This is a genomic window from Pseudonocardia sp. (genome assembly GCF_025965585.1).
In the GTDB taxonomy this organism is placed as follows: domain Bacteria; phylum Actinomycetota; class Actinomycetes; order Mycobacteriales; family Pseudonocardiaceae; genus Pseudonocardia.
The window spans coordinates 1-25,273 of record NZ_JAOPWR010000247.1 but is presented as its reverse complement, the minus strand read 5'-3'; the positions used below and the strand labels follow the sequence as shown (position 1 = coordinate 25,273).

Annotated in this window: 24 protein-coding genes; 9 read left to right on the top strand and 15 right to left on the bottom strand. The window is 73.8% G+C overall.

The features are described 5' to 3' along the window. The 3 genes from JWR81_RS16025 to JWR81_RS16015 form a co-directional block, all read right to left on the bottom strand. Window positions 1-383, bottom strand: a 383-nt coding sequence (locus JWR81_RS16025; RefSeq protein ID WP_297652554.1) for an SRPBCC family protein, incomplete at its 3' end; no start/stop codon positions are given. 488 nt (window positions 384-871) lie between these two features. Next, window positions 872-1,915 (bottom strand): NAD(P)-dependent alcohol dehydrogenase, encoded by a 1,044-nt coding sequence (locus tag JWR81_RS16020; RefSeq protein ID WP_297652551.1) that lies wholly within the window; start codon window positions 1,913-1,915, stop codon window positions 872-874. Window positions 1,916-2,029: 114 nt separating this feature from the next. Beyond that, the gene (locus JWR81_RS16015; protein ID WP_297652548.1) at window positions 2,030-2,575 is read right to left on the bottom strand and encodes a globin domain-containing protein; all 546 of its coding nucleotides are present in this window, start codon (window positions 2,573-2,575) and stop codon (window positions 2,030-2,032) included. A 584-nt stretch (window positions 2,576-3,159) separates the two neighbouring features. On the opposite strand from JWR81_RS16015, the gene JWR81_RS16010 reads away from it, so the two are divergent. Both JWR81_RS16010 and JWR81_RS16005 read left to right on the top strand, forming a co-directional pair. Continuing rightward, a complete protein-coding gene (locus JWR81_RS16010; protein ID WP_297652545.1) occupies window positions 3,160-4,899 on the top strand; it encodes a hypothetical protein in 1,740 nt (579 codons plus the stop codon). A 9-nt stretch (window positions 4,900-4,908) separates the two neighbouring features. Further along, complete coding sequence (locus tag JWR81_RS16005) at window positions 4,909-7,152, top strand: cation-translocating P-type ATPase (protein ID WP_297652542.1); 2,244 nt, start codon at window positions 4,909-4,911, stop codon at window positions 7,150-7,152. On the opposite strand, the gene JWR81_RS16000 is transcribed toward JWR81_RS16005, so the two are convergent. After that, a complete protein-coding gene (locus JWR81_RS16000) occupies window positions 7,107-9,077 on the bottom strand; it encodes a cytochrome c oxidase assembly protein (protein ID WP_297652540.1) in 1,971 nt (656 codons plus the stop codon). The two genes, JWR81_RS16005 and JWR81_RS16000, sit on opposite strands and share 46 nt — an antisense overlap. Window positions 9,078-9,184: 107 nt before the next feature. After that, window positions 9,185-10,054, bottom strand: a complete 870-nt coding sequence (locus tag JWR81_RS15995) for an LLM class flavin-dependent oxidoreductase (protein WP_297652536.1) — start codon at window positions 10,052-10,054, stop codon at window positions 9,185-9,187. A 74-nt stretch (window positions 10,055-10,128) separates the two neighbouring features. Between JWR81_RS15995 and JWR81_RS15990 the strand changes: the two genes are divergently transcribed. The 3 genes from JWR81_RS15990 (at window position 10,129) to JWR81_RS15980 (ending at window position 12,970) form a co-directional block, all read left to right on the top strand. Continuing rightward, entirely contained in the window at window positions 10,129-10,677 is a 549-nt protein-coding gene (locus JWR81_RS15990; protein WP_297652533.1) for a hypothetical protein, read from the top strand. Between the two features lie 254 nt (window positions 10,678-10,931). Further along, window positions 10,932-11,498, top strand: coding sequence for a hypothetical protein (locus JWR81_RS15985; RefSeq protein ID WP_297652530.1), 567 nt, complete (start codon window positions 10,932-10,934; stop codon window positions 11,496-11,498). 407 nt (window positions 11,499-11,905) lie between these two features. Continuing rightward, window positions 11,906-12,970, top strand: a complete 1,065-nt coding sequence (locus tag JWR81_RS15980) for a HoxN/HupN/NixA family nickel/cobalt transporter (protein ID WP_297652521.1) — start codon at window positions 11,906-11,908, stop codon at window positions 12,968-12,970. Window positions 12,971-13,037: 67 nt separating this feature from the next. On the opposite strand, the gene JWR81_RS15975 is transcribed toward JWR81_RS15980, so the two are convergent. Genes JWR81_RS15975 through JWR81_RS15965 form a run of 3 tightly spaced genes read right to left on the bottom strand, consistent with a single transcriptional unit; the run spans window position 13,038 to window position 15,064 of the window. Then, window positions 13,038-13,739 (bottom strand): thioredoxin domain-containing protein, encoded by a 702-nt coding sequence (locus JWR81_RS15975; RefSeq protein WP_297652518.1) that lies wholly within the window; start codon window positions 13,737-13,739, stop codon window positions 13,038-13,040. Continuing rightward, a complete protein-coding gene (locus JWR81_RS15970; protein ID WP_297652515.1) occupies window positions 13,739-14,236 on the bottom strand; it encodes a MauE/DoxX family redox-associated membrane protein in 498 nt (165 codons plus the stop codon). Before JWR81_RS15970 ends, JWR81_RS15975 begins: the two co-directional genes overlap by 1 nt. 57 nt (window positions 14,237-14,293) lie before the next feature. Then, on the bottom strand, window positions 14,294-15,064 hold the full coding sequence (locus tag JWR81_RS15965; protein ID WP_297652512.1) for a zf-HC2 domain-containing protein: 771 nt from the start codon (window positions 15,062-15,064) through the stop codon (window positions 14,294-14,296). Between the two features lie 53 nt (window positions 15,065-15,117). Between JWR81_RS15965 and JWR81_RS15960 the strand changes: the two genes are divergently transcribed. The 3 genes from JWR81_RS15960 (at window position 15,118) to JWR81_RS15950 (ending at window position 17,540) form a co-directional block, all read left to right on the top strand. Further along, window positions 15,118-15,699 (top strand): sigma-70 family RNA polymerase sigma factor, encoded by a 582-nt coding sequence (locus JWR81_RS15960; RefSeq protein WP_297652509.1) that lies wholly within the window; start codon window positions 15,118-15,120, stop codon window positions 15,697-15,699. A gap of 140 nt (window positions 15,700-15,839) precedes the next feature. After that, window positions 15,840-16,286: an SRPBCC family protein gene (locus JWR81_RS15955; protein ID WP_297652506.1), complete on the top strand. Its 447-nt coding sequence runs from the start codon at window positions 15,840-15,842 to the stop codon at window positions 16,284-16,286. A gap of 156 nt (window positions 16,287-16,442) precedes the next feature. Continuing rightward, the gene (locus JWR81_RS15950; RefSeq protein WP_297652503.1) at window positions 16,443-17,540 is read left to right on the top strand and encodes a chondroitinase-B domain-containing protein; all 1,098 of its coding nucleotides are present in this window, start codon (window positions 16,443-16,445) and stop codon (window positions 17,538-17,540) included. A gap of 96 nt (window positions 17,541-17,636) precedes the next feature. Here JWR81_RS15950 and JWR81_RS15945 read toward each other — a convergent pair whose 3' ends face one another. From JWR81_RS15945 to JWR81_RS15935, 3 genes are read right to left on the bottom strand one after another with little or no spacing between them, the layout of a single operon-like run. After that, window positions 17,637-19,409: an FAD-dependent monooxygenase gene (locus JWR81_RS15945; protein ID WP_297652499.1), complete on the bottom strand. Its 1,773-nt coding sequence runs from the start codon at window positions 19,407-19,409 to the stop codon at window positions 17,637-17,639. Beyond that, a complete protein-coding gene (locus JWR81_RS15940; protein ID WP_297652496.1) occupies window positions 19,406-20,263 on the bottom strand; it encodes a dioxygenase in 858 nt (285 codons plus the stop codon). The genes JWR81_RS15945 and JWR81_RS15940 overlap by 4 nt, the downstream gene beginning before the upstream one ends. Continuing rightward, window positions 20,256-21,293, bottom strand: coding sequence for a maleylacetate reductase (locus tag JWR81_RS15935; RefSeq protein ID WP_297652491.1), 1,038 nt, complete (start codon window positions 21,291-21,293; stop codon window positions 20,256-20,258). Before JWR81_RS15935 ends, JWR81_RS15940 begins: the two co-directional genes overlap by 8 nt. A 69-nt stretch (window positions 21,294-21,362) precedes the next feature. Here JWR81_RS15935 and JWR81_RS15930 point away from each other — a divergent pair, with 69 nt between their 5' ends. Then, complete coding sequence (locus JWR81_RS15930) at window positions 21,363-22,328, top strand: LysR substrate-binding domain-containing protein (RefSeq protein WP_297652488.1); 966 nt, start codon at window positions 21,363-21,365, stop codon at window positions 22,326-22,328. A gap of 121 nt (window positions 22,329-22,449) precedes the next feature. On the opposite strand, the gene JWR81_RS15925 is transcribed toward JWR81_RS15930, so the two are convergent. From JWR81_RS15925 to JWR81_RS15910, 4 genes are all read right to left on the bottom strand, one after another. Further along, window positions 22,450-23,226, bottom strand: a complete 777-nt coding sequence (locus tag JWR81_RS15925; protein WP_297652485.1) for a DUF4097 family beta strand repeat-containing protein — start codon at window positions 23,224-23,226, stop codon at window positions 22,450-22,452. 42 nt (window positions 23,227-23,268) lie between these two features. Further along, complete coding sequence (locus JWR81_RS15920; protein ID WP_297652482.1) at window positions 23,269-23,409, bottom strand: hypothetical protein; 141 nt, start codon at window positions 23,407-23,409, stop codon at window positions 23,269-23,271. Window positions 23,410-23,431: 22 nt separating this feature from the next. Further along, window positions 23,432-23,875, bottom strand: coding sequence for a response regulator transcription factor (locus JWR81_RS15915; protein WP_297652480.1), 444 nt, complete (start codon window positions 23,873-23,875; stop codon window positions 23,432-23,434). A 111-nt stretch (window positions 23,876-23,986) separates the two neighbouring features. Then, complete coding sequence (locus JWR81_RS15910) at window positions 23,987-24,799, bottom strand: ANTAR domain-containing protein (protein WP_297652476.1); 813 nt, start codon at window positions 24,797-24,799, stop codon at window positions 23,987-23,989. Between the last annotated feature and the right edge of the window lie 474 nt (window positions 24,800-25,273).

Genomic DNA, 25,273 nt, shown 5'->3' with positions numbered 1-25,273 from the left:
GGGGTCGCGCCCGACCAGTCGTATGTCAGCCGGACCTCAGTGCCACCGTCCGCTGCCGGCGCGAGGTCGTAGCGCCAGATCCAGCCGCCGAAGCTGAGGCGCCCCTCGGCGTCCTCCGTCCCCGGCTTCCACGAGATCGCGCGGGGCGGATCGAGCTCCCGGACCTGGTTGGCTATCTCGTACCGGCCGTCCGGATGGTTGGGGTGGTACATGCCCATGCGGAACACCTGCCCGGACGTCGTCAGTCGCTCGCCGTCCAGCGGCCCGCACACCCAGCCCGTGCCGTCGATCGCCGCGTGGCTGGCGGGATCGGCGAGCACCGCGAACACGACGTTCGCCGGCGCCGGGACGGTGGTCGTGACGGAGAGGGCCTCGGTGGTCATGGGTTGTCCCTTCGGTCGCGTGCTCGTTGGGCAAGGGGCGTTCCCGCCCCCGGGAGGAGAGACCCGCCCCGGCCCCGGAACTCATCGGCCGATCGCCCACCAGCTTCTACCGCCACCTCGCCGAGCACGACGCGTTCGACACCGAACCTTGCCGCGGGCGGCGCGCTCAGAAATGTGGAGCTATTCGTGGAGCAGTTCTGCGGCTCGCAAGATGACGCCATGACCCGGCGCTGGATGCTGCTCGCCCGACGGCCGGCGCGTGGTGTCCCTCGCCCGGCCGGGGCCGGGGCCGGGCGGCCGACGATCGCGATCCTCTCGCGGCCACGCCGTTCGATCACCGATGTCCCCACGTGGCTCGATCGCGTGGACGTCGGTGCGCTCGGGCTTCACTCGCGTCCGCGAGGCGCACCCTTCGCCGTGACGTGATGGGACCTCCTGGCGAGCACGCGGGAGCTGGGCCCGACGTGACCCGCCACGGCGGAACCTGATCAGGCCATGGTCGCCACGTCGATGACGAAGCGGTAGCGCACGTCGCTGTCCACCACGCGGTCGTAGGCCTCGTCGATCCGGGACGCGTCGATCACCTCGATCTCGGCACCCAGGCCGTGCTCGGCGCAGAACTCGAGCATCTCCTGGGTCTCGCGGATGCCGCCGATCATCGAGCCGGCCCAGCTGCGCCGCATCGGGATCAGCGCGAACGCGGGGACCTCCAGCGGCTCGGACGGGGCGCCCACGTTGACGATGGTGCCGTCGAGGCCCAGCAGGCCCAGGTACCTGTCCATCGGCAGGGGGGCGGAGACCGTGTTGACGATCAGGTCGAACGTGCCCGCGAGCTGCTCGAACGTGGCGTCGTCGCTGGTGGCGTAGTAGTGGTCGGCGCCGAACCGCTCGCCGTCCTCCTTCTTCGACAGCGACTGCGAGAGCACTGTGACCTCGGCGCCGAGGGCGTGGGCGATCTTGACTCCCATGTGCCCGAGCCCGCCCATGCCGACGATGGCCACATTCTTGCCCGGCCCGGCGCCCCAGTGCCTGAGCGGCGAGTACAGGGTGATGCCGGCGCACAGGAGCGGGGCGGCGACGTCGAGCTCGATGCCCTCGGGGATGCCCAGCACGTACTTCTCGTCGACGACGATCTTCTCGGAGTAGCCCCCGTCGGTGGGCGTGCCGTCGAGCACACCGCCGTAGGTGCCGACGTTGCCCCGGAGGCAGTACTGCTCCTCGCCGGCCTTGCAGTTCTCGCACTCGCGGCAGGAGTCGACCATGCAGCCGACGCCGACCCGGTCGCCGACCTGGTACTTCGTAACCCCGGAGCCGACCTCGGAGACGACGCCGGCGATCTCGTGGCCCGGGACGAGCGGGAAGGTGGTGCTGCCCCACTCCTCGCGCGCGGTGTGGATGTCGGAGTGGCAGATGCCGGCGAACCTGATGTCGATGAGCACGTCGCTCGGCTTCAGGTCACACCGGACGATCGTGGTCTTCTCGAACGGAGCCTTCGCCGCGGGTGTGGCATAGGCGTTCACGGTCGTGGTCACGCGGGGATCTCCTCTGGGACGACTTCAGGTCGCCGTGGCACCGCATCGTCAGGTGCGCACGGCTGCACGAGAGTTCCCGGTGGGCGACCGCCACGAACCGGAGTGTCTCGATCGTCACCCTCCCGCGGCGGCCCACACCCCGTGCGGCAGGTGCTCGTCGGGCTCGCGCTGCTGCGGCAGCTCCACCACCGGTGCGGCGTCGACGACGTCGGCTCCGGCCATCATGTGCGCGGCCACCCATTGGTAGACCGCGATCCAGGACGAGCTGAGCCCGCCCGAGAAGGCCGGACCCGACACGTCGCGGACGGCCCTGGTCAGGGCGTGGCCGATGTAGAGGTAGTGCTCGGACTCGACCCCGTACTTGGTGCGGTGATCGGCACCGAGCTTGCGCAGCAGCGCCTCCAGCGCGGCGGTGTCCGGCGACTCCAGGTGGGAGATGGCGGCCAACAGCGTGCCGGTCATCTTCTGCATCTGGTCGGACATGTCCGCGGGGAACATGCCCCGCGTGTGCGGGGCCATCTCGAACAGGTGTGCGTAGAACGTCTCCGCCAGGCGCACGGGACGGTCGGCCACCGAGGCACAGGACGCCCGGACCGCGGCGATCACCTCGGGCGCGGGACGCCGGACATCCTGCCGGGCTGCGGGATCGGGCCGGGTCATCGTCGCCCCCCGACGACGGGGGTGAGCGGCTTCGGGGAGTGCTCCGTGTCCAACGGGGGTGCCTTTCGTCGACGATCGGGTGGCGCGCGGGGAGCAGCGACACGGTTCAGACATCTATCGAACGCCGAGCCACGAGCGTTGCACAGCCGCCGAACGGCGGTCCTCGTCGAACCCGGGAGGCCGCATCGGGAATCCGCGGTGAAACCGCCGTGAAACCGGCGCCCCGGGTCCTCGTCACCGACACCGGACGCGACGACACGACGACACGACGACACGACGACACCATGACCTCCACCGCATCCCGCACCGCGATCGCGGTCACCGGGCTGTGCAAGTCCTACGGCGACACGGACGGGCGGGCGGGCCGTCCGGCCACAGCGCGCCCACGAGCCGGGACGTGCCGCAACCGGTGGGCAGGTCACCCGCGGGCAGCGCGAGCAGGCCGCCGAGCCGGGCGCCTGCTGATCTCACGGCCGCGGTACGCCCACCCGCGGCAGCAGGACCAGCTCGATCATCACCGAGGCAGATCAGAGCGTCGGGAGCGTCCGTAGGATCGTCAACGGGGGCAGGACGATCGGAGATCAATGACCGTCCACGCCACGACGATCCACAGCACGATGACGCGGGCGCGGACCCCGGCCACCGAGCGGGTCTGGCTGCTGGTCGTGTGCGCGGCGGCCGCGCTGGTGTACGGCAACGGGCTCGGACGCCTGCCGCTGTGGCGCGACGAGGTGGCCAGCGTCGACATCGCGGCTCGGCCGGTGCCGCGGATCCTCGCCGCCCTCGGCCGCATCGACGTCGTGCACGGCCTCTACTACCTGCTGCTGCACGCCGTCCTGCAGGTGGACGGCTCCGAGGTGGCCGTCCGGATGCCATCGCTGGCCGGAGCGGTGGCGGCCGTCGGGCTGGCGGCGGAGCTGGCGCGGCGGGTGCTCGGCGTCGTCCCGGCCACCGTGGCGGCCGCGGTGATGATCGCGAACCCCCTGCTGTCGTTCTACGCGCGGGAGGCCCGGCCGTACGCGCTCGGCGTGATGCTCGTGTGCGCGGCGGCGTTCGTGCTGCTGGGGACGACGTGGCGGTGGCGGGGGCCGCTGTTCGTGGTGTTCGCGGTGCTGACGACGTACATGCACCTGTTCGACGCGCTGGCCCTCGCCGGCCTGGCGTCAGGCCTGCTGCCGGCCGACCGGCCCCACCCGCGCGCGGTGCTGGTGGGCGCGGGCGGCTACGCGGTGGCGGTCGCGCCGCTCGTCGTCGCGGCGGTCGCGCAGGCCGGGCAGGTGTCCTGGGTGCAGCGGCCGACCGGCGACGACATCCGGTTCCTGGTCGCCGACCTGGCCGGGTCGACCTACGGGGAGTGGGCGGCGGCGGTGCTGCTGGCCGGGGCCGTCGCCGCCCTGGCCCTCCGCCGGCGGTGGGACGGTGACGGCGCGCTGTTCACGACGAGCCTGCTCGCCGCCGTGGCCGGGCCCGCGGTGCTGCTGACCGTGTCGTGGCTGGGGCACCCGCTCTACGTCGAGCGGTACGTGCTCGCCGCGATGCCGATGCTGGCGCTCGCGCTGGGTGCGGCCGTCCGGCTGCTGCCCGCGACGGTGTGGGTCGCGGGGATCGCGCTGGCCGTGGCCCTGACCGGGCTGCCCGCGGCCTGGACCGGGCCCGCGTCGAAGTCCGAGGACCTCCGCGCCGCGGCCGCGTACCTGGACGGGGCGGCCGTTGCCGGCGACTGCATCGCCTACGACCCGTCGTGGGCGCGGCTCGGGCTCGAGTACTACCTCCGCTCCCCCGGGCCGCGGGACGTCGCGCTCGACCCAGGGCCTGAGGGGCACGACCCGGTGGGGCTCTTCCCCGCCGAGCGGCCGGAGGCGGACGTCGTGGCGATCCTGCGCGGGTGCCCGCGGGTCTGGGTCGCCGGCTACCCCGGTCCCGTCGGTCGGTGGCGTCCCAGACCCGAGGTCACGGGCGCCGCGCTCGCCGCCGTGCGGCCGGGCTTCGTCGCGTCGGCGCCGATGGGGTTCGGGGACTTCACCCTGACGCTGTGGACGAGCGACCCCCGGCCGGCGGCGGTGATCACGACAGGGGCGACCACGACAGGGGCGACGACGACGGCAGCCCCCGCGGCGGCCGCGGCGCCGACGGTCGAACCGGCCGCGGCGGCGTCGAGCGGGGGCGGAGTGCCCGCGTGGGTCTGGGTCGCCGTCGGCGCTCGCCGAGATCGGCGGGACGGTGGCGGCAGGGCGCCGGCGGTCCCCCCGGCCCTGAACATCACACGAGCCCTGGACATCACACCGGCCGCGGGGAACTCGGGCGCTCCCCCGGGCGACCCCTGACGCGTGGGAGTGGACGCAGGATCCGTCGCGGCGGAACGCACACGGGGTGCCGACCCGACCGTCGAGCTCGCGATCGGGGGCATGACGTGCGCGGCGTGCGTGGGCCGCGTCGAGCGCAAGCTCGGGAAGCTCGGCGGGGTGCTGGCCACGGTCAACCTCGTTACCGAGCGGGCGACCGTCACCCACCCCGCCGACATGCCCGTCGCCGCGCTCGTCGACGCCGTCGAGAAGGCGGGCTACACCGCGCGTCCGGTCCGCTCCGGGCCGGACGAGCCCCGTGCCGACCATCGGGCGGTCGATCGGCTGCGCCTGCGGCTCACGGTGGCACTGCTGCTGTTCATCCCGCTGGCCGACCTGTCCGTGGCGCAGTCGCTGGTGCCGTCGCTCCGCTTCCCGGGGTGGCAGCTGGTGCTGGCGGCGCTGGCCCTGCCGGTGGTCGGCTGGGCGGCGTGGCCGTTCCACCGGGCAGCGCTGGCCGGGCTGCGGCACGGCACGGCGACGATGGACACCCTGGTGTCGCTGGGCATCCTGGCCGCGTCGGGGTGGTCGCTGTGGACGCTCGCCACCACCGGCGGGGTGCCCGACACCGCCACCGGCTGGGACGCGGTGCTGCACCCGGCCGGCCCGCTCTACCTGGAGGTGGCGGCGGGCGTCACCACGTTCCAGCTCGCCGGACGCTACTTCGAGGCCCGCGCACGACGGGCGGCGGGCGGGGCGATGCGCGCGCTGGGGAGGCTGCGCGCCCCGGACGTCGCGGTGCTGCGGGGCGGTGTCGAGCGTCGCGTGCCGGTGGCGCACCTGCGGGTGGGCGACCTGTTCGTGGTGCGCCCCGGTGAGCGGATCGCCGCCGACGGCACGATCGACTCCGGCGCCGCCGCGGTCGACACGAGCGCGATGACCGGCGAGCCCGTGCCCGTCGAGGCCGCAGTGGGCGACGCCGTCACCGGCGGCACGATCGCCGTCGGCGGCACCGTGACGGTGCGGGCCGACCACGTCGGTGACACCACCCGCCTGTCCCGGATGCTGCGCGCGGTCGAGGACGCGCAGGTGGAGAAGTCCGCGACGCAGCGGCTGGTGGACCGCGTCTCCGCGGTGTTCGTTCCCGCGGTGCTGCTGCTCGCGCTCGCCACGGTGGTGGGCGGCCTGCTGCTGGGCCTGACCGCGGCGGACGCGGGCGCGCGGGCCGTGGCCGTGCTCGTCATCGCCTGCCCGTGCGCGCTCGGCCTGGCCACCCCGACGGCGCTGATGGTGGCGACCGGCCGCGGCGCCGAGCTGGGCATCTTCGTCACGGGATTCCGGGCGCTGGAGACGGTGCGCACGGCCGACGTCGTCGTGCTGGACAAGACCGGCACGCTCACCGCGGCTCGGATGCGCGTCACCGATGTGGTCGCCGCGGACCTGCACGCCGACGAATTGCTGCGCCTCGCCGCGGCCGTCGAGCGGTCCTCGGAGCACCCGATCGCCGCCGCGATCGTGGAGCGGGCCGGCGACGACCTCCCCGAGGTCACCGGCTTCCGGGCCCTGGCGGGGCTCGGCGCCCGCGGCACGGTCGACGGGCGGGAGGTGCTGGTGGGGCGGCCCGAGCTGGTCACCGACGTCACCGTGCCCGCCGAGTGGGAAGCCGCGGGCGCGACCGTCGTCGCCGTGGGGATCGACGGGCGGGCGGCCGGCGCGATCGCCCTCACCGACCCGCTGCGGCCCGGGGCGGTCGAGGCGGTGGCGGCGCTGCGGGCCATGGGGATGCGACCGGTGCTGCTCACCGGCGACGGGGTGGCCGCGGCCGGCGCGGTGGCCGCCGCCGTCGGGATCGACGAGGTGCACGCGGGGGCGCTGCCCGAGGACAAGATCGCGCTGGTCCGGGCGTTGCAGGCCGACGGCCACACCGTCGCCGTCGTCGGCGACGGGATCAACGACGCCGCCGCGCTGGCCGCCGCCGACCTCGGGATCGCCGTGGGCTCGGGCACCGACGTGGCACTGGAGGCCGCCGATCTCGTGCTCGTGCGCGACGACCTGACCGTGCTGCCCACCGCGGTCCGGCTCGCCCGGGCCACCGTCCGGACCGTCCGCGGCAACCTCGTGTGGGCGTTCGGCTACAACGTGGCCGCGGTGCCGCTGGCCATGGCCGGGCTGCTCAACCCGTTGGTGGCCGGGGCGGCGATGGCGTTCTCGTCACTGCTCGTGGTGTCCAACAGCCTGCGGCTGCGCAATCACGAGCGCTCCGAGCCGGACATCCGCGCCAGCATCGCGTTGTAGGCCTCCAGGTCGGCCTCGCCGTCGGCGTCGGCGCGGCGGTCGTGGCGGGCCGCCTCGCGCGCGTCGTCACGGCTCCAGCGCTGCAGCAGCACGAGGATCACCAGCAGCATCGGCGCCTCCCCCGCTGCCCACGCGATGCCACCCCCGGTGTGCTGGTCGTCGAGCAGGTTGCCGACCCACGGCAGCGCGAGCAGCCGGTAGAACTCCCCGCCGAGCACGGTGGAGGTGCTCATCACCGCGACCCCGAAGAAGGCGTGGAACGGCATGGCCGCCAGCAGCACGGCGAGCCTGCCGATGTGCGGCAGCCGCGTCGGCGACGCGTCCACCCCGATGAGCGGCCAGAAGAACAGGTAGCCGATCACGAGGAAATGCAGGTTCATCAGCTGGTGCGCCCAGTGGTAGCGCAGAGCGATGTCGAACAGGCCCGTCAGGTAGAGCGCGTAGAAGGAGCCGACGAACAGCGCCAACACCACCAGCGGATGCAGCACGACCCGCAGGAACCGGGACCCGATGCCCACGGCGATCCACTCGCGCGGGCCGGGCGGGTTGCCGCGGCCGGCCGGGGTGAGCGCGCGCAGCGCGAGCGTCATCGGCCCGCCCATCGCGAGCAGCACCGGCACCAGCATGTTCACCACCATGTGGCTGATCATGTGCAGGCTGAAGACTCCCGGGGAGTACCGCCCGACCCCGGACGACGTCACCACCAGCAGCGCGGCGCACCCGCACAGCCAGGCGGCGGTACGGCCGCGCGCCCAGCCGTCGCCGCGGCGCCCGAGCCTGCGGACACCCACCAGGTAGATCAGGGCCAGCGCGATCGCCGCGCCGCCGAACAGGATGTTGAACCGCCAGTCCAGCAGCAGCCGCAGCGCCGTCGCGGGCTCGGGGAGGTCGTAGCCGATCAACGACTCGGCCGGGGTGTCGACCACCTCGGCGAACCGCGGGGGCAGCCAACGCTCGAGCACCACCGCGAGCACGGCCGCCACCGCGAACCCCGCGAGCAGCACGACCACCGCGGGTCCGGGCCGGGACCGCCACAGCAGCAGGCCGAGCACCGCCGCGACGGCCAGGACGGCGAGCCGGACGATCGCGACCACGCCCCACGCCGTGCCGAACGGTGCAAACCCGATCCACAGCACCGTCAGCACCAGCCCGGACCCGAGCAGCACCGGCGCGGCGACCGCGGCGAGCCGTCCGGCCCGGCGCAGCACCAGGTCGCGGTGGGGGCCACCGCGGTGCAGGTGGGCGAGCAGCGCGACGAGCACACCGAGGCCGACGGCCGTGGCGACCTGCTGGAGGATCACCGCATCGGTGGCCCAGTCGTGCCCCGCCCCGTTCGCGGCCTGCCCCACGACCGCGGGCGCGATGAGGCTCGCGGTCGCGAGCGCACCCAGCAGCGGCATGGTCCGCCAGCGCAGGGCCACCAGACCGCCCACCCCGGCCACGATCAGAACGACACCGCACAGCAGCCAGGCCATCGGCTCCTGCAGCGTCGCGAACAGCGCCCACCAGTCACCGCCGAGGACGGTGGGGCCGCTGGTCCCCGAGAGGTCGCCCGCCAGGACCGGGCCGAGCAGCAGCGCCGCGAGGCCGGCCACCACCGCGCTCCGGCCGCCGCGGCGCGCGGCGAGGTACCCGTCGACGTCGAGCACGCCGCCGAGCTGCGGCGGCGCGACGAACGCGGCGAACAGCAGCGATCCCGCGGCCAGGCCACCGCCGAGCTCCGCGGTGGCGCGCAACGCCGTGACGAGAAGGCGGTCGAGCGCGCCGGGCTCGGGCAGGCCGAGGCGGCCGTAGTACCCCGGGTCCAGCAGTGACAGCAGGCTCGCCGCCGCGACGCACACCATGGCCACGGCCACCACGACGAGCCCGACCGGAACCCGGCGCGCCGGCACCCCAGGCCCCGTCGTGACCGGCGGGGACTCCACCGCCACCATCCGTTCCCCCGTCCGTCCGCGGGCCCGGGGTCACCCAGGGCCACCCCCAGGTGTCGCCGCCGGGCCCGCCACGGTTCCGGGGACCCGCGAGGAATCGGTCACCGTCCGGCGTACCGGCGCTCCACCGGGCGCGGCGCCCGCACCGTGCGCAGCAGGCCGTCCACCACGGCTGAGGCGGCAGGCGCCGCACCCGCCGCCGCGCCGATCGACCGCAGCGTCGCCAGGTGGACGCCGATCTCCGCGTCGACCGGCAGGCTCTGGGCCACGAGCTCGCTCGCCCACTCCCGTGCCGGGTCCCGCCGCCAGCGGTCCACGAGCGCGATCGGCGCCTCCCCGGCCCCGACGCTCCGGAACGCCGCCACGCGCGGATCCCCGGCGGCGCGCGTCCAGTAACGGGACAGGTCCGCGGCGACGGGGCTGCCCGGGGCGTCGGCGGGCCGGCCGGTGATCACGCCCATGCCCCGCTGCGCGGCGGCCTCGACGCCGGCCGAGGACCCGGTCGCCCACCACAGCCGCTGCCGGAGCCCGGGTGCGGCCGGGACGAGGCCCGTCCCGTCGAGCAGCCGGCACAGCTCGTCGACGACGGCGGCGCAGTCCTCGTGGCGGCGGGCGTGGTCGCGGCCGAACGCCTCCGACGCGGCCTCGTCGGCCCCGCCCCCGACGCCCAGCTCGAGCCGGCCCCCGCTGAGCACGTCCACCACGGCGGCGTCCTCGGCGAGGCGCATCGGGTCCTCCAGCGAGGCGGCGACCACCGCCGTGCCCAGCCGGATCGTCGACGTCCGCTCGGCGATCGTCGCCAGCAGCACGAGCGGCGAGGGCAGCTGCCCGCCGAACACTCCGCCGTGGTGCTGGGCGAGCCAGAACGAGTCGAAGCCCAGGTCCTCGGCGGCGACGGCCAGCTCGATCGCCTGCCGGTAGGCCCGGCGCGGATCGGCGCCCGCGACGTGCGTCAGGTACCCGAGCTTCATGTCGCGGACAGTAGCGACAGCGCACACAACGAGGGCGAGCGGCTACGGAGGGTGCGCGGTCTACCCTCGCTCGCATGCGTCGGGTCCGTCTCGCCCTGGTCGCCGGGCTGCTGCTGCTCCTCGGCGGGTGCGCGGGCGGCCTGCTGGACCCCGCCTCGGTGCCCCCGCCCGCCACCACCGCCGCCGCGGTGGCGCCGGCGCAGCCGTCCGTCAGCGCGAAGATGGTGTGCGAGCCGGAGGCGCAGGACGACATCACCGAGGCGCTGGGGATCGCCGCGCAGCGCGTCGAGACCCCGACCTGGAAGGACCACCTGTACTCCTGCCGGTACGACTACGCCGGTGGCTCGTTCCTGATGTCGGTGAAGGAACTGGCGGACGACCTGACGACCACCGACTACTACGAGGCGCTCGGCAAGCAGCTCGGCAACACCCAGTCGATCGACGGCCTGGGCCAGGGCGCGTTCATCACGCCGAACGGGTCCGTGGTGGTGCGCAAGGACTTCAAGGTGCTGCTCGTGGACGACTCCACCCTTCCGCCGAAGCTCGCGTCGCCCCCGCTGACGCCGTCGAACGTCGCGATGCTCGTCGCGAAGACGATCATGGGGTGCTGGTCGGGGACCTGACGGCGCCGGCCTGAGAGTCGCCCCGGACCTCCGTCACCCACAGCGCGCCGAGCGGGAGCCGGCTGCCCCGTCCGGGTGCATGTCCTGGTCCGGACGCGGTGCCGCAGGCTCAGGAATGGCCCGGTGGCGCCGCCGGCGCCACCGGCCGACCGGGAGACGGCCACCGGCCGCACCGGCGCGTTCGCGCGGCTCCGGCGCCCGGAGCAGGCGGCACGCTCGACGGGTCCGGCGACCCCGACGCGAAGGTGCCCACGATGACCAGCACGCCCACCCGGCGACGCAACGGTGCCCTGCTCGTACTGACCTCGGCGACGCTGCTGGCGACGGCGGCGTGCGGCTCCCCCGCGGCGAGCACGACCGCGCCCGTCTCCGGGGCGGCGGCCGCGTCCCGGGCCGCGGGAGGGCACAGCGGCCACAGCGCGGGTATGGGCGGGACGGACATGGGCGCCGACGGCGCCGTCGAGCTGTGGGCCGTGCAGACGGGCCCGTTCGGCGTGATCGTCACCGACGGCGCCGGCCGCATGCTCTACCGCTCCGACACCGACAGCGCGACGCCGCCGACGCCGCGGTGCACCGGCCCCTGCACGACGACATGGGCGCCGCTGCGGGTGGCCGGCGACCAGCCTCCGCAGCTGGAGGGCGTGGATCCGGCGAAGGTCGGCACCGTGCCCCGCAGTGACGGGGGCGCCCAGGTCACCCTCACCGGCTGGCCGCTCTACCGGAGCCAGGGCGAGGCCCCCGGCCTGGCGACCGCGGGCGCGAACGGCTCCGACGGCAGCTGGTTCGTCATCACTCCGTCCGGCGGCAAGGCCGCGGGCTGACGAGCCGGGCGGTCAGAACGCGGCCGTACCCATCGCCCAGGACCTCGTGCCCCGGCTCGCCGGCGAGCGCCGCCTCGGTGCGTACTTCGGCGTGCTGTCCTCGGCGCGCGGGCGGGCGGGCCGTCCTGGCCGGCAGCACCGTCGTGGGCACGCTGCTCGACCCTGCGGTGGCCCCACCCGTCGTGGCACGGCTGCGTGATTACGGACATTCCAGAAACAGCACAACCCTGCAATCACCATCAAGTTGCAGAAGCCTCACTCTCGTGCGACGGTCGATGTCGTGCCGCTCTGACCTGCGGCAAGATCCGACCCGTCCACGTGAGGCATTCATGACGAGCTCCGCCCCGTCCCGTTGGTCCCGTATGACCGGTTCGTTCACCCAACAGGACCGTCGCTCCCTGTTCGGAATGGGTGCCCTCATCGTGGCCCTGCACGTCATCGGTTTCGGCGTGCTGATCCTGTTCGTGATCCCCGCGCGCTACGACCTCGGCACCACCGGCGTCTACACCGTCGGGATCGGCGTGCTGGCCTACACGTTCGGGCTGCGCCACGCGTTCGACGCCGACCACATCGCGGCCGTCGACAACACCACCCGCAAGCTCCTGGAGGACCGCTCCGAGGACGACCGGCGGCCGCTCTCGGTCGGGTTCTGGTTCTCCCTCGGCCACTCCACGATCGTCTTCCTGCTGACGTTCCTGCTCGCGCTGGGCGTCAAGGCACTGGCCGGGCAGGTCGAGAACGACTCGTCGGTGCTGCACTCGATCACCGGCGTCGTCGGCGCGTCGGTGTCGGGCGTGTTCCTGTGGGTCATCGGCCTGCTCAACCTGGTGGTGCTCGTCGGCATCGTCTCGGTGTTCCGCCGGATGCGGCGCGGCGAGTTCGACGAGGCCGAGCTGGAGAAGCACCTCAACGCCCGCGGGTTCATGAACCGCTTCCTGGGCAAGCTCACCCGGTCGATCCGCAAGCCCTGGCAGATCTACCCGGTCGGCGTCCTGTTCGGCCTCGGCTTCGACACCGCCACCGAGGTCGGCCTGCTGGTGCTCGCGGGTGGTGCGGCGGCGTTCAGCCTGCCGTTCTACGCGATCCTGGTGCTGCCGATCCTGTTCGCGGGTGGCATGTGCCTGGCCGACACGATCGACGGCGTCTTCATGAACTTCGCCTACGGCTGGGCGTTCGCCAAGCCCGTCCGCAAGGTCTTCTACAACATCACGATCACCGCCATCTCCGTGGCGGTCGCGCTCGTGATCGGCACGATCGAGCTCGTCGGTGTCCTCGTCGACCAGCTGGGGATCGAGTCGGGCCCGCTCGCCGCGATCGCCGCCATCCCGCTGGACTACGCCGGCTACGGCATCGTCGCGCTGTTCGTGCTCGCCTGGCTGCTGGCCCTGGTCGTGTGGCGGTTCGGGCGGGTGGAGGACCGGTGGTCGACACGGCTGCGCGACACATCGGCCCCCGCCGACGCTGCCGGCTGACCTCGCAGCGCACAGGTGTCCTCGCAGCACGCCGATGTGCTGCGAGGACGTGCGAGTGTGTGTGACGTCAGGCGTTCGCCGCCTGCACCGCCTGCCGCAGGGCCGCGTCGGTCAGGTCGACCTGCTGGCCGTTGACCTTCACGGTCGGCGTGCCCGTGACACCGGCCCGCGAGGACTGGTCGGTCAGGCTCGCCGTCCAGGCGCCGTAGCGGTTGTCGGACACGCAGGTGGTGAAGTCCGAGCCCTTCGCCCCCGCCTGTTGCCCGAGGCTGACGAGCTGCTCGGGGGGCAGGCCGTCGCCGCCCTCGGGGGGCTGGTTGGCGTAGAGCAGCTTCACGTACTGCGGGAACACTCCTGCCGCCGCCGCGCACCCGGATGCGGCCGACGCTCGGCTGGAGTAGTTCGTGCTCGAGGAACGGTCGAGGATCGCGATGGGGTGGTAGATCACCCTGGCCTGGCCGCTCGCGACGAACTGGTCGATCGTGGCGCCCGACTGCGCCTCGTACTCACGGCAGATGGGGCACTGGAAGTCGAGGTAGATGTCGATCGTGGCCTTGGCGTTCGCGTTCCCGACGGGGACGCCGGCGGCGGTGGCGTTCGGCGGCACCACGACGGCACCGGCCGCCGCCACGGACTGCTGGGACCGGTAGACGCCGAAGCCGACCGCGGCGGCGAACAGCACCACCACGACGATTCCGACGATCATGGCGACCGACGGCCCGCGCCGCGCGGCCACCACCGGCTTCTTGCTCTGGGTGGCACGTGCCATCAAGAGTCCTTCCGAGGTTCGCGGTTCAGCACCGCGTCGAGTGCCCAGTGGCCGACCGGCCACCGGACGAGGAACAGGGCGAGGACCAGGAGGCCGCCGTCGCGGGCGAGCTCCCAGCCGTAGGTGGGCTTCTGGCCGGCGGCGAGGAGGCCGCCGGAGCCGAAGCAGCCACAGTCGATCTGCAGGCCACGGATCCATGCCGAGGAGATGCCGACGATGAACGCGGCCATCAGCACCGTGGAGATCACGGCGGTGGCTCGCACTCCCAGGCCCACCACGAGCAGCAGGCCGAGCAGGATCTCCGCGGGCGGCAGGCCGGGCCCGACGATCTGCACGACGGACTCGGGCAGCAGCGCGTAGGCGCGCACGGCGCGGATCGACGCGTCGAGGTCGGTGATCTTGGTGACCCCGGCTGCGATCCACACCCCGCCGAGCACGAGGCGGGCGAGCGTGGACAGCCACGGCAGCACAGTGGCGCGGGTGTCGAGTGCGGTCATCGTCGAGTAGTCGCCTGTCGGGGACCCGGGGTTCCCGTGTGTGGTGGGGCACACGGCCTACGCCGCACGGTGGTGGGCCGAGGTGCGCAGGCTGGTGTCGTCCACGGCCCGATCGGGGGCGACGGGACGGCCGGCGCGGAACCCGGGTGGCCCGACGGCGTCGGCGCCGCCGTCGCCGGTGCGTTCGACGCGCCGAAGCACCAGTAGCAGCACGAACCCGGCCACGACCAGCAGGTGCGTCGCGAGCCGGACGGGATCGACCTGCCCGTCCAGCACGTCGAGGACGCTCAGCACCGCCAGCACCCCGACGAACGCGCCGACCAGTGCGACCAGCCCCGACATCCGCCGTGCGGTGCCCATGGCCACCCACAGGAACCCGACGCCCAGCGCGAGGTTCCACGCCGCGGTCTCGTGCGCCATGTGCGCTGCGCTCGCCCCGGCCAGCTCGACGGCGCCGTGGTCGCCGCCCACGCCGACGATGCCGCTGACGGCCAGCGCGCACTGCCCGATGCCGACAGCGCCCAGCGCCAGCCGCAGCGCTCCCGGCCCGACCCGGCGCCGCGGCGGAGCCTGCGCGACCACGGCGGCCACCAGGTCGAGCACAGCCTCCCGGTGCGGCGCGATGACCGTCGCCACGGTGTCCTCCGGCTCGGTCTCCGGCTCGGCGAGGCGCAGCCGCGTCAGGCGCGTGATGCGGGCGGCGCGCTCGGCCCAGGCGCCGCAGCCGGCGCACCCGGCCAGGTGCGTGTCGAGCACCTCGGCCTCGCCGGGGAGCTCCTCGCCGTCCAGCCGCGCCGAGAACATGTCCCGGTAGTCCGCACACCGCATGCTCACACAGTCGCCGCCGACGGCCCGGTGGTTCCCGGAGATACCCTGGTGTCATGGCCGAACGCCCCGACGACGCGCGCGTCACCGCGTTGGCGATCGCCGCGGGCCAGGGTGACCGGACGGCGCTCGCCGAGTTCGTCCGCGCCACGCAGCGCGACGTGCACCGCTTCGTCACACACCTCGCAGGCCCCCGCGACGCCGACGACCTCGCCCAGGACACCTACGTCCGCGCGCTGCGGTCGCTGCCGCAGTTCGCCGGCCGGTCGTCCGCGCGCACCTGGCTGCTGTCGATCGCCCGCCACTCCGTGGCCGACGCCGTGCGCACGGCCGTCCGCAGGCCCCGCACCAGCGGCGTCGACGACTGGGAGGCGCTCGCCGCGGCTACCGGGCGGCCCGCGCTGGTCCGGTCGGCGTCCGACGAGGCCGTGCTGCTGCGCAGCCTCGTCGACGCGCTCGAGCCCGATCGGCGCGAGGCGTTCGTCCTCACCCAGGAGCTCGACCTGAGCTACGCCGAGGCCGCCGACGTCTGCGGCTGCCCGGTGGGCACCATCCGCTCCCGCGTGGCGCGCGCCCGCGAGGACCTGGTGCAGGCCATGGAGGACAAGCCGCGATCGCAGCGCGCCAGCGGCGCCTGACCCCGACCGCACCGCTCACGCAGATCGGCGTCGGCCACGCGCTCGGCGGCTCGTACGGCGCCTGCCGGACGCAGGTGCTCGGCACGGCCGCGGTAGTTCCCGCTCTCGCCGAGGGCGCTCCGCGCGCCTACCGTAGGACCGTGATCCGATCCGAGCTCAGTGTCGCCGCTCCCGCCGCCGTCGTGCACGCCGTCCTCACCGACGTGACGGCGTGGAAGCTGTGGTCGCCGCACATCGACCGCATCGACGCCGCGAGCGACATCATCGACGCCGTGGGCTGGACGGGCATGGTCAAGCCGTGGTTCGGGCCGGCCACCCAGATGGACGTCACATGGTGCGAGCCCGCCCGCGGCATCCGCTGGACGTCGACGGCGGTCGGCCACCGCCTCGACTACGCCGACCTGATCACCCCGGACGGTCCGGACGGTTGCACCGTGACGATGGCCGCCACCGTGTCGGGGCCCGCGGGCGCGCTCGTGCAGCAGTTGGTGGGGCCGCTCTCGGCGTTCGGCCAGCGGCGCAGGCTGGCGCGGCTCGGCGCGCTGGCCGAGTTCCTGTACCGGCGCACGATCGTCTTCGCCGCCTGACGGCCCGCCCCGATCCGGTCACGGGTTCGCCCGACCGGATGGAAGCAAAAGGGCCCGCGCGGGTGGTGTCCGCCGGTAGGTTCACGCTCGGTTGCACGATCCACGTCGATCGTGCGGCGATCGGGCGGACCGGACCGGAGGGCGGGTGCAGGCCAGGTGTCGACGCCGGTGCAGCACTGGGCGGTGCTCGTCCTGGCCGTGGTCACCTGGGCGCTACCGGCCCTCGGCGGCGACACGGCGCCCCCCGCCCGCGGCGTCGCGGCGCCGGTCGGCGACGAGCCGCCGTCCGCCTACCTGTCGAAGAACGTGGATCCCGGGTCGGCGCGGCGGGGGCAGTCCGGGAGCATCACGCCGGTGACGCCCTCCCCCGGCCCGAGCGCAGCCCCGGAACCGGTGCCGGCGAACCTGCTCGCCGTCGTCCGCGGCACCGGCAGCACCACCGCCGTCACGACGAGCGAGGAGCTGGCGGGGGCGATCTCGTCGGCGAAGCCCGGCGACACCATCCGCATGGCCGCAGGCACCTACTCCCCCGTCGTGATCACGAGCGCGGGCACGACCGCCGCGCCCATCACCCTCACCGGCCCGGCCGACGCGGTGATCACGGGTAGCGGCAAGGACTACACCGTCCACCTCGACGGCGCCTCCTACTGGCAGCTCGTCGGGTTCGGCGTCACCGGCGGCGGCAAGGGCGTGATGCTCGACAACACCCAGCACACCCTGCTCGACTCGCTCGACGTCGGCCGCACCGGCGACGAGGCCGTGCACTTCCGCACGAACTCCAGCGACAACACCGTCCAGCGCTCGACGATCCACGACACCGGTCTGCAGCAGCCCGGGTACGGCGAGGGCGTCTACGTCGGCAGCGCGAAGAGCAACTGGAAGAAGATCACCGGTGGGCAGCCGGACCTCTCGATGCGCAACCGCATCGTCGGCAACACCTTCCGCACGATCACCGCGGAGAACGTGGACGTGAAGGAGGAGACCGCGGGCACGCTGATGACCGGCAACCGTTTCGACGGCTCCGCCACCAGCGGCGAGAACTACGCCGACTCCATCGTGGACGTGAAGGGCTACGACACCACCGTCACCGACAACGTCACCACGGGCGACTCGGCGGCGCTCACGAACATCATCGAGACCCACGTGATCACCGACAAGGCCACCTCGGGCTGCGGCAACACGATCGAGGGCAACACCACCGACGGCTTCACCCCGAAGGGCGCGCTGCTGTCGGTGGACAAGAAGTGCGGCTGACCCCACCCCGATCCGCGCGCGATCTTGCGTCCTCGCACCCTCCGTGGACGGTGCGAGGACGCGAAACGGCGCGCGGATCCGGGTCGGTGGGCGTCGTCAGCGGGCCAGCACCTGCGCCAGCACGCGGGTGAGCTCGGCGGCCGGCTCGTCCACCGCGCCGGCGCTGCGCCAGGCCACGTGGGCGTCGGGCCGCACCAGCACGCAGCCGTCCTCGCCCACCTCGCGGGCACCGGCCCAGTCCTCGTAGAGGTCGTTGTACTCGCGGCCCGGCCCGATCACGTGCGCCACCAGATCGATGCCCAGCTCCGCGGCCACCTTCGACGCCGCGTCGGCCCAGCTCTCCCCCGAGATGCCGGTGAGCAGGCAGAACCTCCCCTTGCCCGCGACGTCGTGGGTGGAGACCCGGCGTCCGTCACGCCCCAGCCAGACGTGCGGCAGGCGCGCCCCCGGCCACGTCGTCGGGTGGTAGTACAGCTCGGGGTCGCGCGTGTACTCCGGCTGCGGGGTGCCGTCGGGCACCACGGCACGTGAGGAGTAGCGCTGCCCCAGCTCCACGCCGTGGGCGTTGAACTCGTAGTTCTTCAGGTCCAGCGCCTTGCGCAGCTTCACCCGCTGCTCGGCGGCCTCCGGCGTGCTCGCCGCGCGGTCCTGGATGCGCCGGCGCATCACCTCGGGCTCCGCGGCGTCGAGCAGCCCGAGCGCCTCGAAGATCGGCCCGAACTCGTCGATGCTCTTGTTGGCCCGCAGCACGATCTGCCTGCCGATCGGCGCGCGCTCCTCGTCGTAGGAGTCGAGCAGCGCCTCGCCCGCCGTGCCGCGCAGGACGTAGGCCAGCTTCCACGCCAGGTTGTAGGCGTCCTGGATGGAGGTGTTGGAGCCCAGCCCGTTCGACGGCGGGTGCCGGTGGCAGGCGTCGCCCATGCAGAACACGCGGCCCGCGCGGTAGCGGGTGGCGTACATCTTGTTGTTGCCCCACAACGACGTGGACCGGATCGTCACCGGGATCGTGTCGTCGCCCACCAGTTCGTGGACGATCCGGATGGCCTCCTCGTCGGTGACCTCGGGCGGCGGCTGGTTGATGTCGTAGCCCCAGATCGCCATCCACTCGTTCCACGGTCGCACCATGCGGATGACGCCCATGCCGATGCCGCCGACGTCCGAGCCGGGCTGCAGCACCCAGTACAGGACGCTGGGCCGGTAGTCGACGTACTGCGAGAGGTCGGCGTGGAAGACGATGTTCATCGAGCCGGCGAGGTCCATCTCGCCCTCGAACGGCAGGTCGACGTCGGCGGCGACGGCGCTGCGGCCACCGTCGGCCCCGATCACGTACTTCGCGCGGATCACGTACTGGTGACCGGTGACGCGGTCGCGCACCGTGACGTCCACGCCGTCGGGGTCCTGCGCGAGCGAGACGTACTCCGTGTCGAACCGGATGCGGCTGCCCCGCGAGGCGGCGTGCCCGATGACGATCGGCTCGAGGAACGTCTGCGGGATGTCGCAGTTCGGCGAGGGGCTGGCCATCGTGTAGTCGGCCTCGCGCGCGGGGTGGGTGCCCCACGTGCGCACGCGGCCGATCTCGTCGCCGGCCAGGCTCGTGCAGAAGACCGTCTCGCCCATGAGGTCGTGCCCGGTGCCCTGGGCCAGCACGTCGTCCTCGATGCCGAGGTCCCGGAAGATCTCCACCGTCCGCTGGTTGGTGATGTGCGCGCGTGGGGTGTTGGCGGTCCAGCGGTACTTGGTGATCACCATGTGCTCGACGCCGAGCGTCGAGAGGGCGAGAGCGGCGCCGCCGCCGGCGGGCCCGCTGCCGATGACGAGGACGTCGGTGGTCAGGTTCTCCTGGCCGTTCGCGTTCTCGGGTGATGTCACGCCTTCTCCAGGACGATCTCGAAGTTCACGCTGTTCCACGGGCCGTCGAGGACACGCCCGTCCGGCGCGGTGCCCGCGGGGTGCTCGGGGAAGTCCGCGACCAGGCTGTCCTTGACGCCGAACACGGCGTCGCGGTCGAGGTGCTCGTCGCCGGCGACGAAGATGTGGGTGATCAGCGTGCGGTAGCCGGGTGCGTCGACCTTGAAGTGCAGGTGGGCCGGGCGCATGGTGCCGCGGCCGGTGGCGGCGAGCATGTCGCCGACCGGGCCGTCGTCGGGGATGCCGTAGGCCGACGGGAGCACCGACCAGAAGCGGTAGCCGCCGTCGTCGTCGGCGGTGAGCCAGCCGCGGCCCGCGGTGACGTCGCCCTCGTACTGGACGTCGTAGAAGCCGTCCTCGTCGGCCTCCCACATCTCGAGGTGGGCGCCCGGGATCGGCGTACCGTCCACCGCGCGGACGCTGCCGGTCACCCAGCACGGGTTGCCCTTGGCGCCGAACGCGATGTCGCCGCCGAGCTCGATCTCGGGGGCGCCCTCCACGAAGAACGGCCCGAACACCGTGGACTGCGTGGCCTCGGTGGACGCCGGAGCGTTGATCCCGACCGTCAGCATCGACAGGCCCAGCACGTCCGACAGCAGGATGAACTCCTGGCGCCGGTCGTCGGTGATGTGGCCGACGCGCGTCAGGAACTCGATGCCGGCCGTCCACTCCTCCTGCGTCAGCCGCACCTCGCGGGCGAAGCCGTGCAGGTGCCGCGTCAGGCTCTCCACGATCTCCTTGAGCCGCTCGTCCTTCGTGCCTGCGAAGCTCGCGATCACCTCGTCGGTGACGGCCTGTTCCCTCGCCTCATCCATTCCGCTCTCCTGACCATGCTCGTCGTACGAGTCGCGCCAGTGCCCCGCCGCCGACGGGCACGGGGTTGTCCTGTGGCACCACCGGCTCGGTGAGCGCGGCGACCTCGTCGATCCTGTCCTCGGGCAGTCCCAGCTCGCGCAGGCCGCGCGGCACGCCCAGATCATCGGCCAGCGCGCGGAGCCCGGCCACCGGGTCGTCCACGTTCAGCGCCCGTGCCACCCGCGCGGCGGCCTCGGGCGCACCCGGCGCGTTGAAGGCCAGCACGTGCGGCAGCACCACGGCGTGGGTGCGCGCGTGCGGCATGCCCATGCCGCCCAGCACGTGGCAGAGCTTGTGGTGCAGGCCCGATCCCGTGACGGCGAACGCGGTGGCCGTCAGCCAGGCGCCGCGCAGCAACTCGCTGGGATCGTCCTTGCGGAGCCCGGACGCGAGCGCGGCGATGCCCTCCTCCGCGACCACGGTGCTCACCGGGTTGTGACCGGGCGCCCACAGCGCCTCGACGCCGTGCGCCATCGCGTTGAGCCCGCTGGCGACGGCCATGTCCTGCGGGAGCGACGCCGTCAGCTCCGGGTCGTAGACGACGGTGCGCGGGAGCACCGCGAGGTCGACGCCGGTGGTCTTGCGGCCGTCCTCGCTGGTGCCCCAGATCGCGGTGACCTCGGACCCGGAGTACGTCGTGGGCACGGCGACGATCGGGATGCGCGCGGTGAGCGCGACGGCCTTGGCTGCGCCGATCGTGGAGCCGCCGCCGATGCACAGCACCGCGTCGGCCATGGCGTCGACGGCCATCGCGCGCACGGCCGCCGCGGTGGCGACGGGCACGTGCTCGACGACGTCGGTGAACGTGGCTGCCACCCGCCCGTGCAGCGGGGCCACCAGCTGCCGCACCCGTTCGGCGTCACGGTCGGACGCGATGAGCAGCACCCGCGTGGCCTCGAGCCGGGCCACCTCGTCGGCGAGCCGGGTGCGGGCCGCCCCGGGCCCGAACACGATCCGCGCGGGTAGCGCGTCGTACGTGAAATCGTGCACCAGCTCACACTGCTGGGTCGGCAGCCATTCGTCCAATACCGCTTTCGAAGCCCAGCCATACTCGTCACCATGGACCTGAGGCAGCTCCGCTACTTCCTCGCGGTGGCGGAGGAGCGGTCGGTCACCCGCGCGGCCACCCGCCTGCACCTCACCCAGCCGCCGCTGTCCGCACAGCTCGCCCGCCTCGAGCACGAGCTCGGCGTCGACCTGTTCGTCCGGCACCGCCGGGGCGTCGACCTCACCGAGGCCGGGCGCCACCTGGTCGAACACGCCCGCCGGGTGCTCCACGACGTGGACGTCGCCGCGGCCGCAGTCCGCCGCACCGGGCAGGGCCGCAGCGGGCGGCTGGCGCTGGCGTTCGTGCCGGCCAGCGCGTGGTCGGTGCTGCCGCCGCTGCTGCGACGCTTCGCCGCGTCGAGCCCGGAGGTGGAGCTGCGGTTCCTGGAGGCCGGCACCGACACCGTCGCCGAGCACGTGCGGGCCGGGCGGGCCGACCTCGGGCTCGTGCACCTGCCGCCGGGCGGGGCCGCGGGCGGCGTCGGGCCCGACCTGGACGTCGCCGTGGTCCGTCGCGAGCCGATGGTGGCGGTGCTGCCGCGGGGCGACGACGTGCCCGAGCGCATCGACCTGGCCGCGCTGGCCGGCGAGCCCTTCCTGTGCCCGGCGCGGGAGGTGTGGGGCGGGCTGGCCGCGCACCTCGTCGGCGCGTGTGGGCTCTCGGGGTTCGAGCCCACCCTGCGCGAGGTGGACCTGGTGCAGACCGCCGTCGCGCTCGTGGGCGCGGGGCTCGGGGTGTCGGTGCTGCCCGCGTCGGCGGAGCAGGTGTGCGGCCCGGACGCGGTGACCCGCCCGCTGACCCGGCACGTCCCCGTGGTCGAGACGGGCCTGCTGCGCCGCCGCGCGGACGCGCCGACGCCCGCCGCCCGGCACTTCCTGCGCCTGGCCCTGGCGACGCCGGAGCCGGACGTCCTGGGCCCGGCCTTCGCCCGCCCCGCCCGGCCCACGACCCCGACGGGCGGTCCGTCCGCCGGATAGACCCCGGCTCGTCGGACGGGGTGGACACCCGAACAGCCCGGCACAAGCGTCGTCGTGTCAGCACGGCCGCCGCGGCACCGGTGCGGTCACGGCGATGCTTGTGCGGCACCCCACAGCCGTCCTACCGCGCGCGGACCGTCACGTCCCCCGCGTCGGTGCGCGCGGTGATGGTGTGTGTCGCGGCGGGGTCGGCCGGGACGCCGATCTCCCGGTCTCCCGCGCTCGTGGTGGCTTCGACGCGGTAGCCGGTGCCCCCGGGGACCGCCACGGTCACGTCGCCCGCGCTGCTCGTGGCCGTGACGGCGGTCGGCGCCGTGGCGAGGTCGAGGTCCACCGTGCCCGAGCTGGTCTGCGCAGTGACCGTGCCGGCGGAGAGGTCGCGCGCCGTGACGTCGCCGGAGGACGAGGACAGCGCTGCGTCGCCGCGGAGGCCGGTGCTGGTGACGTCCCCGGAGTCGGTGGCGAGGGTGGCGGCGACCGCGGCCGGGACGTGCAGCTCGAACGACACGCCGCACGAGTCGCAGGTGACCCTGGTCGCGAGGGAGGTGCCGCTCCAGGTGTCGGCGACCACCGGCTCGGCGCCGCGCCAGGAGCGGTGGCGGACGATCCGCACGGTGTCGTCGGGGGCGTCGCCGGTCACGGCGACGTCGCCCGCCGCGGTCCGGATGTCCAGCGCGGTGATCGGCTTGCGGTAGGTGAGGCTCTGGGTGTCGCTGTTCTCCTGGCCGTCCGTGCGCCGGTCGGTGGTGGTGACCACGGCGTCCTGTACGACGCTGGTGACGGGTCCGGACGACGCCGGGGCGGCGGACGGGGCGGCGCCGCACCCGGCGAGGGCCACGGCCAGGAGCACGGCCGGCGGCACGGCGAACAGGACGGGACGGCAGGTGCGCACGCTCATGGTCAATGTCCTACCGTGCGTGCCCGATCGGTGACGCAGCGGTCAAGACTGACGATCGCCGGAGCTCAGGAGATCCTCGGGGGCAGCCGGGCAGGCGGAACTGCACGCCACGCCCTCGACGGTCAGGTCCCGCAGGGCCTGCGGACCGCGCTCGATCTCGTCGCCCGACACGCCGTCGTGCACCCGCCCACCACCAAGTTGTGGATCATGTGGCGAGGGTGCCGCACCGGTGCGGCGGGCTCTCCGCGAGCGCGGTGACCCGGTCGCGCAGCTCGGTGAGGCCGAAGGGCTTCGCGAGGAAGCCGTCGCCGCCCGCGGCCAGCGCGGCGGCCCGTTCCTGCGCGGAGTCCCGGGCGCTCATCATCAGGATCGGCACCTCCACCTGCCGGACGCGCAGCGTGCGCACGAGCTCCAGCCCGTCCATGCCGGGCATGCTCAGGTCCGTGACGACGACGGCGGGACGCACCGCCGCGTACACCGCCAGAGCCTCGGCCCCGCCCGCCACCGCCGTCACGTCGAACCCCGAGGTCCGCAGCCCGAGCGAGACGGCGCGGCGCACCGACTCGGTGTCCTCCACGAGCAGCACGTGGCGGCGATGGCCCGGCGCGTCGAGCGGACGGTCGAGCGTGGCGGTCGTGGTGGACGACATGGGGGCTCCTCCGGGTCGGCGGGGTGATGACCACCACGGTCGTCCCGATGTCTGAGAGGAACCTGCGGTCCGGCTGGTGAACCGCTGTGCGTCCGCTCTGATCCCTGCCGGTCAGATCTCGGCGCGGCGCTCCACCAGCGTCTCGGCCACCTGCGCCAGCTTCACGTTGAGCGCCTGCGACGCCCGCCGCAGCGTGTCGAAGGCCTCGTCCGCGGAGATGCCGCGCCGCTCCATGAGGATGCCCTTGGCCTGCCCGATCACGTCGCGGCTGTTGATCGCATCCCGCAGCTGGGCGACCTCCAGCTCCGCCGCCGTGGACGCCATCGTGGCGCCCAGCGCGGTGGAGGCGTGGGCGGCGAGCACCAGGGCGAGGTCGCGGTCGACCTCGTCGATGCCGGCGCGCGAGCGGGAGTAGATGTTCAGCGAGCCCAGCCGGGGGGCCGCCCCGCCGTGGGGGAACAGCCCGATCGCGAGCACGCTGTGCACCCCGAAGCCCGCGGCCACGGGCCCGAAGACCGGGAACTCCCGGCCTGCGCCGAGGTCGGCGGAGAACGTGATCCCCAGGCCGGGTGTGCGGGTGGACTCGACGCACGGGCCCTCGTCGAGCCGGTACTGCTCCTCGTCGAGGCGGGTCGCGAGCAGGTCGGTCTGCACCGGGGTGTGGAAGCCGTCGGTAGCCCGCATCGTGACGCTGACGAGGTCGGCGCCCGGGACCACGCGGCCGGTGGCGTCGACGACGCGCTGCAGCACGCCGTGCACCGTGCCCGCGCCGGAGAGGTGCTCTGCGAGCCGGACGAACTCGCGCGCGAGCGGGCCGATGACGGCGTCCGAGACGTCGTCCGGGTCGCCGCCGGCGCGCCGGATCGCGAACCGCGTCCGCTCCTCGGCCCAGTCCTCTTCGGCCCAGTCCTGTTCCGTCGTCACTCGCACCTCGTTGATCGTGCCCCCAGCCGCTCTGCACCGGCGCGGAAGCTTGACCTACCAGGACCCCGCACGGCAAGCCCGTCGCCGGGCATGCGCCGTATGGTCGGTTGTGCACAACCGAATGGCGGCTCAGGGCGCCGAAACGCCCAGCCGCCCCCGGTGACGACGCACGGCGAGGACGACCAGCCCGAGCACGAGCAGCCCGACGACGACGGACGAGATCGGGCCGAGCCACCCCTCCACCTGTGCCCGCCGTGGCGGGTGAACACGTCGCGGCCCCGGTCGATGTCCCTGACGCTCGCCGGCACGAACCAGGGCCGGGCGGGGCCGGGTGGCGAGCACCACGGGCAGGGCAGGATGACCCCATGGCCGTGAACCCCACCGGGGCAGACATGAAGGCGTTCCTCGCCACCGATCCCGACGAGCCGATCGTCATGCTCAACCTGCTGCGCTTCGCCGAGGGCGGCGCCGAGC